At 38.6% G+C, this 13,070-nt stretch carries 13 protein-coding genes; 2 read left to right on the top strand and 11 right to left on the bottom strand.

The window, feature by feature from the left end; all coding sequences use genetic code 11:
- Nucleotides 1-12 precede the first annotated feature (12 nt).
- The 5 genes from BTHG_RS10825 to BTHG_RS10845 all read right to left on the bottom strand — a co-directional run bounded on the left by BTHG_RS10825 (nt 13) and on the right by BTHG_RS10845 (nt 4,110).
- Nucleotides 13-519, bottom strand: coding sequence for an HXXEE domain-containing protein (locus BTHG_RS10825; protein ID WP_010676763.1), 507 nt, complete (start codon nt 517-519; stop codon nt 13-15).
- Nucleotides 520-532: 13 nt separating this feature from the next.
- Nucleotides 533-1,111, bottom strand: a complete 579-nt coding sequence (locus tag BTHG_RS10830; protein ID WP_010676764.1) for a DJ-1/PfpI family protein — start codon at nt 1,109-1,111, stop codon at nt 533-535.
- Between the two features lie 90 nt (nt 1,112-1,201).
- Nucleotides 1,202-2,323 carry a M20 metallopeptidase family protein gene (locus tag BTHG_RS10835; protein WP_010676765.1) on the bottom strand — a complete coding sequence of 374 codons (1,122 nt, stop codon included), beginning with the start codon at nt 2,321-2,323 and terminating at the stop codon, nt 1,202-1,204.
- A gap of 11 nt (nt 2,324-2,334) precedes the next feature.
- Nucleotides 2,335-2,850 carry a GNAT family N-acetyltransferase gene (locus BTHG_RS10840; RefSeq protein ID WP_010676766.1) on the bottom strand — a complete coding sequence of 172 codons (516 nt, stop codon included), beginning with the start codon at nt 2,848-2,850 and terminating at the stop codon, nt 2,335-2,337.
- Nucleotides 2,851-2,976: 126 nt separating this feature from the next.
- The gene (locus BTHG_RS10845; RefSeq protein WP_010676767.1) at nt 2,977-4,110 is read right to left on the bottom strand and encodes a zinc-dependent alcohol dehydrogenase; all 1,134 of its coding nucleotides are present in this window, start codon (nt 4,108-4,110) and stop codon (nt 2,977-2,979) included.
- A 209-nt stretch (nt 4,111-4,319) separates the two neighbouring features.
- On the opposite strand from BTHG_RS10845, the gene treP reads away from it, so the two are divergent.
- Both treP and treR read left to right on the top strand, forming a co-directional pair.
- Nucleotides 4,320-5,747, top strand: coding sequence for a PTS system trehalose-specific EIIBC component (gene treP, locus BTHG_RS10850; RefSeq protein ID WP_010676768.1), 1,428 nt, complete (start codon nt 4,320-4,322; stop codon nt 5,745-5,747).
- Between the two features lie 94 nt (nt 5,748-5,841).
- Nucleotides 5,842-6,558, top strand: coding sequence for a trehalose operon repressor (treR, locus tag BTHG_RS10855; RefSeq protein WP_010676769.1), 717 nt, complete (start codon nt 5,842-5,844; stop codon nt 6,556-6,558).
- A 158-nt stretch (nt 6,559-6,716) separates the two neighbouring features.
- On the opposite strand, the gene BTHG_RS10860 is transcribed toward treR, so the two are convergent.
- The 6 genes from BTHG_RS10860 to BTHG_RS10885 form a co-directional block, all read right to left on the bottom strand.
- Complete coding sequence (locus BTHG_RS10860) at nt 6,717-7,205, bottom strand: CcdC protein domain-containing protein (RefSeq protein WP_148361196.1); 489 nt, start codon at nt 7,203-7,205, stop codon at nt 6,717-6,719.
- A 256-nt stretch (nt 7,206-7,461) separates the two neighbouring features.
- A complete protein-coding gene (locus tag BTHG_RS10865) occupies nt 7,462-8,112 on the bottom strand; it encodes a FusB/FusC family EF-G-binding protein (protein ID WP_010676771.1) in 651 nt (216 codons plus the stop codon).
- A gap of 146 nt (nt 8,113-8,258) precedes the next feature.
- Nucleotides 8,259-8,528, bottom strand: coding sequence for a CD3324 family protein (locus BTHG_RS10870; RefSeq protein WP_010676772.1), 270 nt, complete (start codon nt 8,526-8,528; stop codon nt 8,259-8,261).
- Between the two features lie 602 nt (nt 8,529-9,130).
- Nucleotides 9,131-10,324, bottom strand: a complete 1,194-nt coding sequence (locus BTHG_RS10875; protein WP_010676773.1) for a Ger(x)C family spore germination protein — start codon at nt 10,322-10,324, stop codon at nt 9,131-9,133.
- Nucleotides 10,321-11,424 (bottom strand): GerAB/ArcD/ProY family transporter, encoded by a 1,104-nt coding sequence (locus BTHG_RS10880; RefSeq protein ID WP_010676774.1) that lies wholly within the window; start codon nt 11,422-11,424, stop codon nt 10,321-10,323. The genes BTHG_RS10875 and BTHG_RS10880 overlap by 4 nt, the downstream gene beginning before the upstream one ends.
- Nucleotides 11,417-13,036: a spore germination protein gene (locus BTHG_RS10885; protein ID WP_010676775.1), complete on the bottom strand. Its 1,620-nt coding sequence runs from the start codon at nt 13,034-13,036 to the stop codon at nt 11,417-11,419. Before BTHG_RS10885 ends, BTHG_RS10880 begins: the two co-directional genes overlap by 8 nt.
- Nucleotides 13,037-13,070 lie beyond the last annotated feature (34 nt).

The following is a 13,070-nucleotide window of genomic DNA, read 5'->3' on the forward strand; positions in this document are numbered from 1 at the left end:
CCCCCTTTCTAATTACCATTTTACTATATTTGATGAAACGATATGAGCAAGGAAGGCAAGCGGCATTTGGGCCGCAAAACCAATAACAAAATAGGTTATTTGTTTCTTGACCGTTACTTCTCCCATCGTTATCAAAAATCTTGCTGTGAAAAAGGAATAAGGTACTAAAATGAAAATTGACGTTATAATCCCAGGCACATACTCTTTGAAAATCAAACATGGCAGGATATGACCAACAGCATTTGCCAAAATAACTCCTGGGACTAAAAACGAAAGATAGGTACCTGGTTTCATTCCGAGAAATTTCCTACCTTGAAATGCCTGATAACATCCGACCGAAGCCAACACCCATAGCAGCAAAAAAGCAACTGTAAACTCTAACGTCGTTACGCGAAACGGAATAATATCCGAATGCTCAATCAAAAATTTCTCCACGGTTAAAATTTCTTCGATATCATGTATGAGATAAAGTAGTGGGAACAATATGAGATACAAATGGAATCGTGATTGTTTCATCATATTCACATGCCGGTCACAATACCTCTTCTTCCATCAACCGGTTCCGTTCTCCTTTGTAAAATTCTTTCGTGAATTCGGGATGCTGTAGTGCTCCAAGCCCTTCAGCAATAGCGAGTGCAAACTCCACATAGGCATGACCCTGTGCTGTGATGACATTCCCTGATTTGACAACAGATTCATATTGAAAGTTTTCCTCTTCAAAGCAACCGAGAAAGTTTCGCTGCTCTTGATGAAGAGTGACTGTATAGGGTTTCCCTTCCAGTACTCCCGCTCTTGCTAACACATATGTACCACTGCAAATGGCAGCAGTTAGTTTATGTTGGTCATTCAGTGTTTTTGTAATATCAAACAATTCCTTTGTATCTTTCACATGGATGAGGTCTCCGCCCGGAATGATAATCCCCTCGTACTCTGTCGGGTCTACCTGCTGAAACATGACATGTGGCACAAATTGGAGCCCTGATTCGCCAGTGATTGTTTTTAGTGAGTCCGCTGCTGTTACAATCTGGTAAGCCCCTCTTAGTGAAGCGGTCGCAACGGTTATCTCAAACTCAGAAAAAGAATCATAGATTGCTAGTAGTATTTTTTTCATTAAAAACTCCTCTTTCTCTAGACATTCTACAAAGTGAAAACAAATCCCTTCTAGGATTCTATTATAAAAAGGACTGTTGGTAGAACATGATTATTCCTTCCCGACTAAAGCTTTAAATACTTCTACAGCCGTTTCGATGATTTCGTCACGGAAATCATATTCGTAAGTATGGATGGAAGGATATTGTTCACCGTTTCCAATATAAAAGAAGGCACCTTTTACATGTTTTACATAATGTCCATAGTCTTCCGATGCACGATATGGCGCGTTCAGTTCACGTAATGGAATACCTTTTTCAACGACAACTTGACGCACCTTATCAATCGATTCCTTGTGATTAACCGTTTCTGGGAACTCATCCTGAAAATCGAAGCTCACTTGGATACCATGCTCTTTTCCAATTTTTATTGCAAATTCTTCAATCGCCTGTTGGAGTGCGTGTAATTCCGCTTCCTTTTCTGCACGGATGGTTAATCGTAGGACACCTTTATGGGCTGCAATTCCGTAATTTTCGGAGCCAATATTCACTTGAATAATGGTGCATAGAACAAGCCCTTCATATTTTTCTGAAGACGTTAACTCGGGTAAAGTCTCAATGATTCTAGCAAATGCAAAAGAGGGATTTATTCCATCTTCTGGTTGACTTGCATGGGCAGGCAATCCGATCATTTCGATGGACATCCCTTTTGACGCAAAATGGGTTGTTCCATCAATGACATGTACGGTATTAAACTCGATGCCCGACATATTGTGGTAGCCATAAATTTCATCGACTTTTTCTTCCTTCAATACGTCGATACATTCAATCGCTCCTTGTCCTGTTTCTTCCGCATGCTGGAAAAGAAAAACAATATTTGTATCCGCACCCTTTTGGTCCACTTCAAGAGCAAAACCTGCCAGAGTAGCCGTGTGCCCATCGTGGCCACATTTATGGGACACACCTGGAACGTTTGATTTCCATGGTAGGTCAATCGTTTCAGGGATTGGGAGCGCATCAAAATCAGCTCTAAAAGCTAGCATCGGTTTATCCTTACCAGCTGTATATTTTGCATAAAAATACTTGCCCTTATCGATGATTTCTAAGTTTGTTGTATGCATATGAAGAAAATCCATTACATGCTGTTTTGTCCAAACCTCTTGATAGGACAATTCAGGATGTGCATGTAATTCGTGGCGCAACTGAATCGCGAGCTCTAGATTTTTCTTATCCATCGAAATCCCCCCTATTCATTCCATTTTCGAGTAAAATAAACCAGGTTATCTTTTAATTCAGGTTCCCTTTTAAAATTCAATATTTCCATAAGTTTCAATGACCGTATATTTTCAGGTTCGACAGTTGCATCTAGCATATAAAAGCCTACCTCTTCAAAACCATATTGGATAACAGCTCTCATCACTTCTTGCATAAAGCCTTTTCCCCAATACGAAGGTGATAAGTCAAAACCAATTTCCGCCAGTATTCCGTCAGAAGTTTCTCGTAGGTAATGAAAGCCACAGGTCCCAATAAATTCATTGTTTTCCTTATTAAATAAACCCCAGCGACAACCTGAATCTTCTAGATGATAAGTGATTATTCCCTGTGCTTCATCACTCGTTTTACATGGTTCTATATCCATGAACTCCGTAATTTTAGCATCTGAAAAATGGCTAAACACCTCTTCTGTATCTTGAAGCGTTAGTATTTTTAAAATGACTCTTTCCGTTTCAATCCTACCATAATTAAATGGATTCATTCTCATTCTTACCCTTCTGTAAGGAATGCTGTTACTGTAATAATATAGTCTCTCACTACTTTTACATTAGAAAATACTGCCAAAAAAATCAATAAAAAAATCGACAAGTGAAATACTTGTCGAGAACGTTCTTTATGGTTTTAAGACAACCTTGATGCAATTGTCATCACGGCCATTGAAAATTTTGTAGCCGTGGCTTGCTTCTTCAAGGGACAATTTGTGAGTAATGATATCAGTTGGGTCAAATTCCTTATTCACGATTTTTTTGTATAACTCAGGCATAAAATGGACAACAGGAGCTTGCCCCATTTTTAAGGTAATGTTCCGGGAGAAAAATGCTCCAAGTGGGAACATATTATAGTTCGCACCATACACTCCAGTTAGATGCACTGTGCCACCCTTTCGAACCGCCTTTGTTGAAATTTGAATCGGACCAAGTGTCCCACCTTGAAGTTTTAACTTTTGTTCGATGAACTCTAGTGGTGATTTTTTCCCATCCATCCCAACACAATCTATGACAACATCAGCGCCACCGCTCGTGATTTCCTTTAAATGTTCACCCATATCAGGGTTTTGTGTAAAATCAAAGACTTCTACTTTATTTGTCGCCTTTGCATGATCCATTCTGTAACCAATATAGTCGACTGCAATAACGCGTTTTGCTCCCTTCATCCAAGCAAATTTTTGCGCCATTAAGCCAATCGGCCCACACCCAAGAACGATGACTGTGTCTCCTTCCTTTACCCCGGCGTTCACCACACTCCAATAAGCCGTTGGAAGAACATCACTTAAGAAGAGTAACGCCTCATCTTCTAATTCACACGACTCTGGAATTTTAAAAGGAGTAAAGTTTCCAAATGGAACTCTTAAGTATTCCGCTTGACCTCCTGGGTGGTCACCAAATTTCTCCGAATAGCCAAAATACCCCCCTGAATCATAGTGTGGATTCGCATTGTCACATTGGCTTTCCAATTCATGTTCACAATAATAGCATTTCCCACAAGCGACCGTAAACGGAATAACAACCCGATCTCCTTTTTTAACATGGGTTACTTCAGGACCTACTTCCTCAACAACCCCCATTGGCTCATGTCCAATTACATAACCATCTGGGAGTGGAAAATTCCCTTGATATAAATGAAGGTCAGAGCCACAAATAGCGGTTGATGTGATGCGGACAATTACGTCATCCTTTCTAATAATTTTTGGATCCTCGACTTCTTTGACTTCCACTTTATATGGATTTTGATAGGTAACAGCCTTCATGTTTACACTCCATTCCCGTTTTGGTTTTCACGTTATTTTTTGCGATATGCGAGAACTTATGCTTTGGCATAAAAATCCTTGGTTCGTAAAAGCTAAAATTTAACGAGTAAAAATGATTGACACACTTGTATATACAGGTTAAACTGTAAACGTAATCACGACATGTATATACAGGATTCGACATATAAAAAGTGTAAGGGGGAAAAAACATGAGTAAGTACACAGATCCTGCGAAGGAACTGCTTGACCATATTGGTGGTAAAGAAAATATCGCGGCAGTTACACATTGCGCGACAAGAATGCGTTTCGTTTTAAACGATCCAAAAGATGCAGATATAGAAAAGATTGAAGGAATTGGGCTTGTTAAAGGGACATTTACACAAGCAGGTCAATTTCAAGTCATTATTGGAAATGAAGTTTCTACATTTTATAACGAGTTCGTAAAACACGCCGGTGTTGAGGGAACAAGTAAAGATGAAGCAAAAGTTGCTGCCAAACAAAATATGAACTGGCTGCAACGAATGATGGGACATTTAGCGGACATTTTTACACCGCTTATTCCAGCCCTTGTTGTTGGGGGTCTTATTCTAGGTTTCCGAAACGTAATCGGGGACATTAAATTACTCGACAATGATACAAAAACAATTATTGAAGTTTCACAATTTTGGGCTGGGGTTCACTCATTCCTATGGTTAATTGGGGAAGCTATCTTCCACTTCCTACCTGTTGGAATCACGTGGTCGATTACACGTAAAATGGGAACCTCACAAATTCTTGGGATTGTGTTAGGGATTACGCTAGTATCTCCGCAATTGTTGAATGCATATGGGGTTGCTACTGCAGATGAAATACCAGTTTGGGATTTCGGTTTTGCACAAGTTGAAATGATTGGGTATCAAGCACAAGTTATACCAGCGATATTAGCAGGTTTTGTACTTGTTTATCTAGAGCGTTGGTTGCGTAAGATTTCACCAAATTCAATTTCGATGATTATTGTTCCGTTCTTTGCATTAATCCCTACTGTATTAATCGCACACATCGTTCTTGGACCGCTTGGTTGGACAATTGGATCTTGGATTTCTGATATTGTATACAATAGCTTAACATCAGCATTTGGTTGGTTATTTGCAGCAATCTTTGGTTTTGCTTATGCACCACTTGTTATCACTGGTCTACACCATATGACAAATGCGATTGACCTTCAATTGATGAGTGAGTTTGATGGTACAAACTTATGGCCAATGATTGCATTATCGAATATTGCACAAGGTTCTGCCGTACTTGCAATGATTTATATTAATCGTAAAAATGAAGAAGAAAAACAAGTTTCCATCCCTGCATGTATTTCATGTTACCTCGGTGTAACAGAGCCTGCGATGTTTGGTATTAACTTAAAATACGGATTCCCGTTCTTAGCCGCAATGATTGGGTCAATGATAGCCGCTATTATTTCCGTAGCTAGTGGCGTTATGGCTAACTCCATTGGCGTTGGAGGTATTCCTGGATTCTTATCCATTCAAGCAGGAGACTGGGGTATGTTCTTCATCTCAATGGCAGTTGCGATTGTCGTTCCATTTATCTTAACGGTGATCTTTGCAAAAGCTAATATTGGCAAGGTATCATTCGGTAAAAAATAATACAGATGGGAGGGGGAAAAAAATTCCCCCTCCCTTTTTTCGCATTAACGCGGTAAAATAGGAATAATAATTATACATCGATTGGGGATTCTTTATGACTAACAAGTATCTAACAATCTATAGTGATCTAGTAGATGAAATTAAAAATGGAAACATCAAAGCAAATAGCCTTTTACCTTCTGAAAATGAATTGAAGGAAACGTACAATACCTCTCGCGAAACGATTCGTAAGGCGCTGAATCTGTTATCGCAAAACGGGTATATTCAAAAGATGAAAGGAAAAGGCTCCATTGTCATTGATGTAAATAAGTTTGACTTTCCAGTTTCAGGGCTAGTGAGCTTTAAAGAACTAGCAGAAAAGATGGGAAACAAGCCGAAAACGAATGTCCATGAGTTGACAGTTGGCAAACCAGATACCTTCATTAAACAACAGCTTCAGCTTTCAAGTAAGGACCAAGTCTGGAAGGTCGTCCGCACAAGGGAAATGAGTGGCGAAAAAATTATTTTGGACAAGGACTTTATTTCGAAAAAATACGTCCCAGAGCTAACAAGGGAGGTTTGCGAAGATTCAATTTATGCCTATATGGAAAATGAGTTGCAACTAACGATAAGTTTTGCGAAAAAAGAAATCACAGTTGTGGAGCCGACAGATGAGGACCGTGAGCTTCTGGATTTGGACGGTTTTCATAATATTGTCGTCATCAAAAACTTCGTGTATTTGGACAACGCAAGTCTGTTTCAATACACAGAGTCCCGTCATAGACCCGATAAATTTAGATTTGTAGATTTTGCGCGAAGGACACATGTGTAAAACGGTTTTTGACTAGCTAATTTAGTTCGATTTTTTCTAACATACATTAATTAACACTTCATTATTTGCATAGTAAAACGCTCCGAGTGTGACTCAGAGCGTTACTTTTATGTCTACTTAAACAAACGCATCATTTAGTGAATTACATCTCCCACGACCTACATGGCTACCTGTGAGTTATATACCTTTTTGAATTTCATAAAACTTATGATCCTCCATAAGCCAACATACACAAACAGAGAAATAATCGATAACGCATTTAACGTCAAAATATCAATGCCTGGTAAATAGGAATTCACTACTCGTCGGCTAACAAATACTGCGATTAACGCAATCACAAAACCAATGCTCTTTTTTGCATATATGTTCCCATCCTCTCGAATCTCGTAACCAGTTGTATAAATCAATGGAATAGATAAGAGAGTGCCAAATATAACAGAAACAATAATTTCTACTGAAGTCATGTGAACAGAAGGTTGTAACACCACAGAAAAGGCAGGTGACATATAGAGTAGCGGTAGCAAAATTCGAAGGCCAGAACCTTTTATTGGGCGGACCATGGCTCTTGTTCGCCTCCAAAGTATCAATCCAAAAATAACAAGTAAAATTGCGTACATTCCATATTGCATGTTTATTGTCCACTCCATCTCTTATGCTTCAATAGTAATCGAACAGCTAGATTGATAATTGCAAATAACTTGAGTAGATTTATAGTACTTTAAAGGAATTTTATTTTCACTCTCCCATGAACCCAGATTGATATTTAATTTTCATGTTTATATATTCAATGAAAAAGGGCATAAATCCTTTCTGGATTTATGCCCTTTTTACATTTTCTTCTATAACTATCCTGCGTTAATAGTTGTAGAAGAAACAGCCTTGAAAAGGTACCATCTGATGTTTTTAAATTCCTAGTGAGTCTTTTAAAAAGGTTGTTAAATATTCAACATTCGTTATTTTTTTATTGCATTCACAGCTGTCGACACAGATAAGATTGCCGATGGACCTGTAATAGTCCGGATTTTTAGACTTTCTCGCTTTTGTTACGGTGGAAAAATAGGCAACTTCACCAAAGCTATTACAGATGGAACAAAGATTTTTGTTTCTATTTGGGGAAATCTCACATTCAATGCCAACCATTTTCCCCTCTAGCTCATATACGATAAACTTTTTATTATATCCTAGGTCATTCCAGCTTAAATAAGTCAACTGGTTGTGGTCTACATTTGATAAATCAGGTAGTTTCATTTTTTTATGTTTTGGAAACATTTTTTTCAGTTGTTGTTCAGTGATTTTTGGAAAGGGTAGCAAATAGTCCGAAAGTTGCTGAATATATTGTTCATACTCTTTATCTGTTTTCAGCTTGGAGAGATCTAGCATTGCTTGTTGCTCCAATGATGCTTTCGGAAAGAGAGTCAGGATTTTAGCATTAGCTAAGTCGATTACAGCAGTCAAAACGTTTTGAGGTACGTTCTTAGTGGTGCTGTCTTTAATTAACGCAATCTGTTTTTTAATATAATTTAACTGTTCATTTTTAATAAATTTTTCGATCATCTTGTATTTCTCCAATCATTTTGTAGCCATATCTTTACTTATATTATAAACAGAGAAAGTAACCCCTAAAATGGATAAAATGATTTAGAAATGTTTTTTACATAGAAAAGCACTGCTAAAAAATTTTAACAGTGCTGCTCGCCTACCTACTTTTTATGCGAATAAACTATTTTTTTAATGGTTTCGGTTGAAAGGTAATAGTCCTCAGCTAGTTGCTGGATACTGGTGCCATTCATAAAAGAATGCCTGATGGAGTCATTACGTCGGTCAAGTATACGTCTTCCACCACTTGAGGTTCCCCATTTTAGATGCTTCGTTTCCGGCTTAGGAATGTAAATGGTTTCCCCTTGGACATACTTTTGAATTTCTACAAGTAGCTTTTCAGGTAAAACCTTGTTTGCATTAACATACTTCAATTTTGCTCGCTCCTTATTTTGATTTTTGAAAAATAAGGTGCAAAGCCAAAATATTAGAAAAGCTTGTTTAGCGATAAAATTAAATGTTTCGCCCCATGCAAAGTATCGCCTTTCCAATAATAGGCTTTGCATGAGTGGAAGAAGTACCAGATATTCTTAAGTGATTATCCAACTGTAAGCACCCCCCTTTAAATTGAATTATAGCGGAATTTACGATTAGATGAAATCGTCTTTTTATGGATACTTTACATCTTTTTAAATATAAGCACCGAAACTATCAATTTGTTAAACATATTAATCAAAAGCTACTTAAACTATTCTCAAGACTTACCCATAACCAAGCTAGTTCCATATTGACTGAATCAAGTGCTACATGGATAGGCAGTTGGAATGGTTTGAGTTTCCCTGGGATGTTTCCAGCGAACATTAAATCAGCTGAAACAATTGCTTCATTTTACCATTTTCTTTTTTCCCACAGATACCTTATTATCTTCATTAAAAACGCGATAATCCTTCTTGGACTATCGCGCACTTTGGCCACACATAAAAGCAAAAACAGCAAATCAATCATTTCAATCTATCAATCAGCCTCTAAAAATCCCTTATTCCCAACTCATCCCAGTACGCCGGATTGTATAATTGAAGGTCACTTTTATCTCTATATCTTTGTAAATTTCCGACCATTTTTCATCGGTCTTAACTTCCTCGTCCCAATACGTACCGAATTTAGCTCTAATTCTCGCGCCTAACCCTAGGACATCTGCCCCTTGCTCCTGTAGCTGTTTAATGAACTCGCTACTGACTTCTTCCATTTTTTTATTAGCGACTTTTTCAATTTGATTGATTTTGTCTCCACTTACGGTTACGTCAATGGCTTCCTCAAGAATTGCATCTATTTCTACGTCGATTGTTGCGCTCGGTGCACCGTTTTTTACAGTGACATTTATGTTAGAGTTTCGTTCTTGAGTTTGAATCATGTAAACACTCTTATCATCTAATGAAACGCTTATAGGGTAACCGCCGGAGGCTCCCTCTTTCATATCCATAAATGCACCTATTTCAATTGGGGATGAAAGACCCACCATTTTTTCACCTCGAAAATAGACAATTCCATCCACCATAATCCGATCGTTTTCCATGACTTTTACTCCCGGTAGTACTGGATCAATCCCTTTATCTGAAACATCTATCCAAAAGTTTCCAATATATTCCCTTGGTAACTTTCCAAAACGAACCGCATTATCTAAAGTATCTGCTAAATAAAGTGCAGGTACTGTTTCAAGTGGTGGCGCTGCTCTCAAAACTTTTGCTGCATCCTTTTTATTAATAACCATCCATGCTGTTCTTCTGACCTCGTAATCTCGTTTTAAAAACTCACTTATATCGCTTATCCCTTTCTTCGCAATTTCATCAGATACCACAATAATCTGTAAATGACCAAGATAAAGTTTTTCAGCAAGCTGTTGCTGCAGATTTGACATGGCATCTTTTATTGTATGACCATATGTTTCTAATATCCACGCTGTTTTCTCAGAACCCTGTCCACCCCCGCCTTCAGGGCCCAGTTTGATTTTTCCGGGTAATGCTACTTGAGCAGTAACCTTATATAAAATATCTTTTTGTCCCTTTGGAAAGTCTCCATCCCGATGTGTTACATCTCCACGATCATTCCCCTCAGCGAGATCAATTGCAAGTGCCAGTATATTTGCACGATCCTCCAGTTCGTACCTGTCCCAGCATCCTGTTAATAATAGAGTACATACAAGGAGGATTATATGAACTCTGACGATCTTCATCCCGACACTCCTCCTTTATTACGAAACTTTGCTATGCCTAATAGGACCACAGGAAATACAATCGTTAAAGGAAGACCACAAAATGTTACTAGCAATAGTAAATCATACATTTGATAAATATTTTGTGGGAAGATGGCTATAGAAAAAACAACCGGAAAACCTGCTAGTGCGATCACCCGGTAATTGTAGTATCGAAAAAGTTCACCAATTCCACGAACTATTATAAAGTAATAGGAAAGGAGGGTCGTAAAAACACCATATATCCAGGAAATGACCAGAATAGCATCCACCCTTGCTAAAATTTCGCCAGGTACAGTAATCATTCTACCTAGAATGAGTGTTGGCCAAATCGTTTGAAGAATTTCTTCATCTCCAAATACCCCCACCGTCATGAACACAATAAAAATGACAATAAATCCAGCTATTAATAGTCCCCAGACTCCACCCTTTACACATTTTTCTGGTTGTTTCATATAGGGGATGACCATTGTAATAATGAAAAAACTTAACATCGACTGTGTGACCGCTATACTGCCTTTTAAAAATTCACTCCAGGTCGGGTCATTTCCTAAAAATGGAGTAATATGATACACCTCGATATCACCAAAGGCCGGGAGTAAGACGAGTGCTAATGGAAAAATGATCAATGGCATATAGAAAAAATGAATATAGGCAAAGGTTGAGACATTCTGAAACCCAGTCGTTGCACATAAAAAAATCATCATAAAGATAGCAATTTGAATGGGTGTAGTCGGTAAAAGTGCACCTGCAACAACTTCTGCAAATTGGCGTGTTTCAAGGCCCATGTTTATTGTGAAAAACAGAATGATTATCATACTAAAAAGACGACCTATCAATTTCCCTAAGATAATTTCGTTGTATGTAATGAGGGTATGTTTCGGGAATCTTTTTCCTAAATATACGACTGCTAAAAGACCGATGAAAGTAATTCCAACTCCAATTATGCTTGCAAATGGAGCTCCTATCCCCGCTCCCTTGACAACAAACTTCGGAAAGGCAAGCATTGCAACACCAAGGATAGAGCTGACTACAATAAATGCCAATTGTACCACCGTAATTTTTTCTCGTTGCTTATCCATTGGACTCACCATCCTTTTGCCCATTCAATGTCGACATCGGAATCCTTTCTTCTTTAGGGTCCATTCTTTTAGCATCCTGTGGCTGTAACTCAGCAGGCCGATTCTTTAACCATCGAAGAGGAGCACGAATAAAGGAATCTTTCATGCCCGTAAAATTCCCTGGGGCAACAGGTGCCATATACGGAATACCGAAGGAACGCAATGATAGCATATGATTGAGGATGAAGATTACTCCAAACGCTAAACCTAGTAAACCGAAAGTTCCAGCGAGAATGATTAAGGGGAAACGGAGCATCCGAAAAGCGGTTGCTGCATTATACGAAGGTGTTGCGAACGACCCGATTGTTGATAATGCGATAATGACAACTGTAATGGGACTAACAAATCCAGCCATAACAGCCGCTTGTCCAATAACAAGCACACCCACAATCGACAGCGCACCACCGACCTGCTGTGGCATTCGGACAGTTGCTTCACGTAATATCTCCATCGCCACCTCCATCAGGAACACTTCAATAAACACCGGGAAGGGAACCCCGGCACGACCGCTCGATGCAGCAACAACAAATTTTGCTGGAATCATCTCTGGATGATACGAAAGAACGGTTACATAAAAGGACGAAAACGTTAAGGAAAATATGAGAGACATAAAACGAATTAGTCGAATCGCACTCGTAATCAAGTATCTCTCATTATAATCCTCACTCGTTTGATAAAATTGATTAAAAGTGGCCGGTACAACCAATACAAACGGTGAACCATCTACTATAAGTACAACTCTACCCTCTAGTAAATTACCTACCGCTTTATCTGGCCGTTCCGTATTTTGAACTTGTGGAAACGGGGAACGAGGGTTATCCTCAATAAACTGCTCAATATATCCAGCATCCAGTATCCGGTCGATATCAATCCTTTTTAAACGCTTTTTTACCTCATTCAATAACTCTTTGTTCACAATATCCTCTATATAACAAATTCCCACTCTCGTTTTTGTGCGTCTGCCGATTTCCGTATGTTCTACTCTGAACTCAGGTACAGGCAACCGATAACGTAGGAGAGAAACATTCGTCATGATTTGTTCAATAAACCCGTCTCGAGAACCTCGAACCACTCTCTCCGTCTCAGGTTGTGTAAGACTCCGTTTTTCAGGCTTGAAAGTATCAAGTAGGAGTGCATGATTGGAACCATCTAGTAAAACGATACATTTCCCTCGTAACAGACCAGACAGTAAGGTTGATAGTCTCGATTCGGATGTTCCTGAACAATGATAGAGCACATCTTCAAGTATGGCGGACGTGAGACTTTTTGCACTAAGTTCGGATGCAAAATAGGACTCACTGAGTTTCCTCTCTTGAAGAGGCTTAATTATATCCCTATCTAATTTTTCTTGATCAACTAAGCTACTCATATAAAGCACAACAGAGAAGGTTTCACCAAATAAACGAAACCTTCTCGTTGAAAAATCGATATCTTTTTCGAATATTTGTTTAAACTCCTTAACTGTTTCTCCGACATCACCGCTTATCTCAACCTGCTCTGATTCTAAGATTCGATTCTCAGGTAAGGAGACTTTCTGTTGATGGTTTTCTTTCTTTTTAAAAAATGACGGCATCCTTCTCCCTCCTTTAATAAGGTATTTTGTTTCA

The sequence above is a fragment of the Bacillus timonensis genome (assembly GCF_000285535.1).
GTDB classification, from domain to species: Bacteria; Bacillota; Bacilli; order Bacillales; family Bacillaceae_L; genus Ferdinandcohnia; species Ferdinandcohnia timonensis.

Bases quoted from the DNA above. Each gene is read 5' to 3' on its own strand.
- BTHG_RS10825 (WP_010676763.1), bottom strand. From the start codon at position 519: ATGATGAAACAATCACGATTCCATTTGTATCTCATATTGTTCCCACTA.
- BTHG_RS10865 (WP_010676771.1), bottom strand. From the start codon at position 8,112: ATGATCGAAAAATTTATTAAAAATGAACAGTTAAATTATATTAAAAAA.
- BTHG_RS10860 (WP_148361196.1), bottom strand. From the start codon at position 7,205: ATGGAGTGGACAATAAACATGCAATATGGAATGTACGCAATTTTACTT.
- BTHG_RS10845 (WP_010676767.1), bottom strand. From the start codon at position 4,110: ATGAAGGCTGTTACCTATCAAAATCCATATAAAGTGGAAGTCAAAGAA.
- BTHG_RS10880 (WP_010676774.1), bottom strand. From the start codon at position 11,424: ATGGATAAGCAACGAGAAAAAATTACGGTGGTACAATTGGCATTTATT.
- treR (WP_010676769.1), top strand. From the start codon at position 5,842: ATGACTAACAAGTATCTAACAATCTATAGTGATCTAGTAGATGAAATT.
- BTHG_RS10885 (WP_010676775.1), bottom strand. From the start codon at position 13,036: ATGCCGTCATTTTTTAAAAAGAAAGAAAACCATCAACAGAAAGTCTCC.
- treP (WP_010676768.1), top strand. From the start codon at position 4,320: ATGAGTAAGTACACAGATCCTGCGAAGGAACTGCTTGACCATATTGGT.
- BTHG_RS10875 (WP_010676773.1), bottom strand. From the start codon at position 10,324: ATGAAGATCGTCAGAGTTCATATAATCCTCCTTGTATGTACTCTATTA.
- BTHG_RS10840 (WP_010676766.1), bottom strand. From the start codon at position 2,850: ATGAGAATGAATCCATTTAATTATGGTAGGATTGAAACGGAAAGAGTC.
- BTHG_RS10835 (WP_010676765.1), bottom strand. From the start codon at position 2,323: ATGGATAAGAAAAATCTAGAGCTCGCGATTCAGTTGCGCCACGAATTA.
- BTHG_RS10830 (WP_010676764.1), bottom strand. From the start codon at position 1,111: ATGAAAAAAATACTACTAGCAATCTATGATTCTTTTTCTGAGTTTGAG.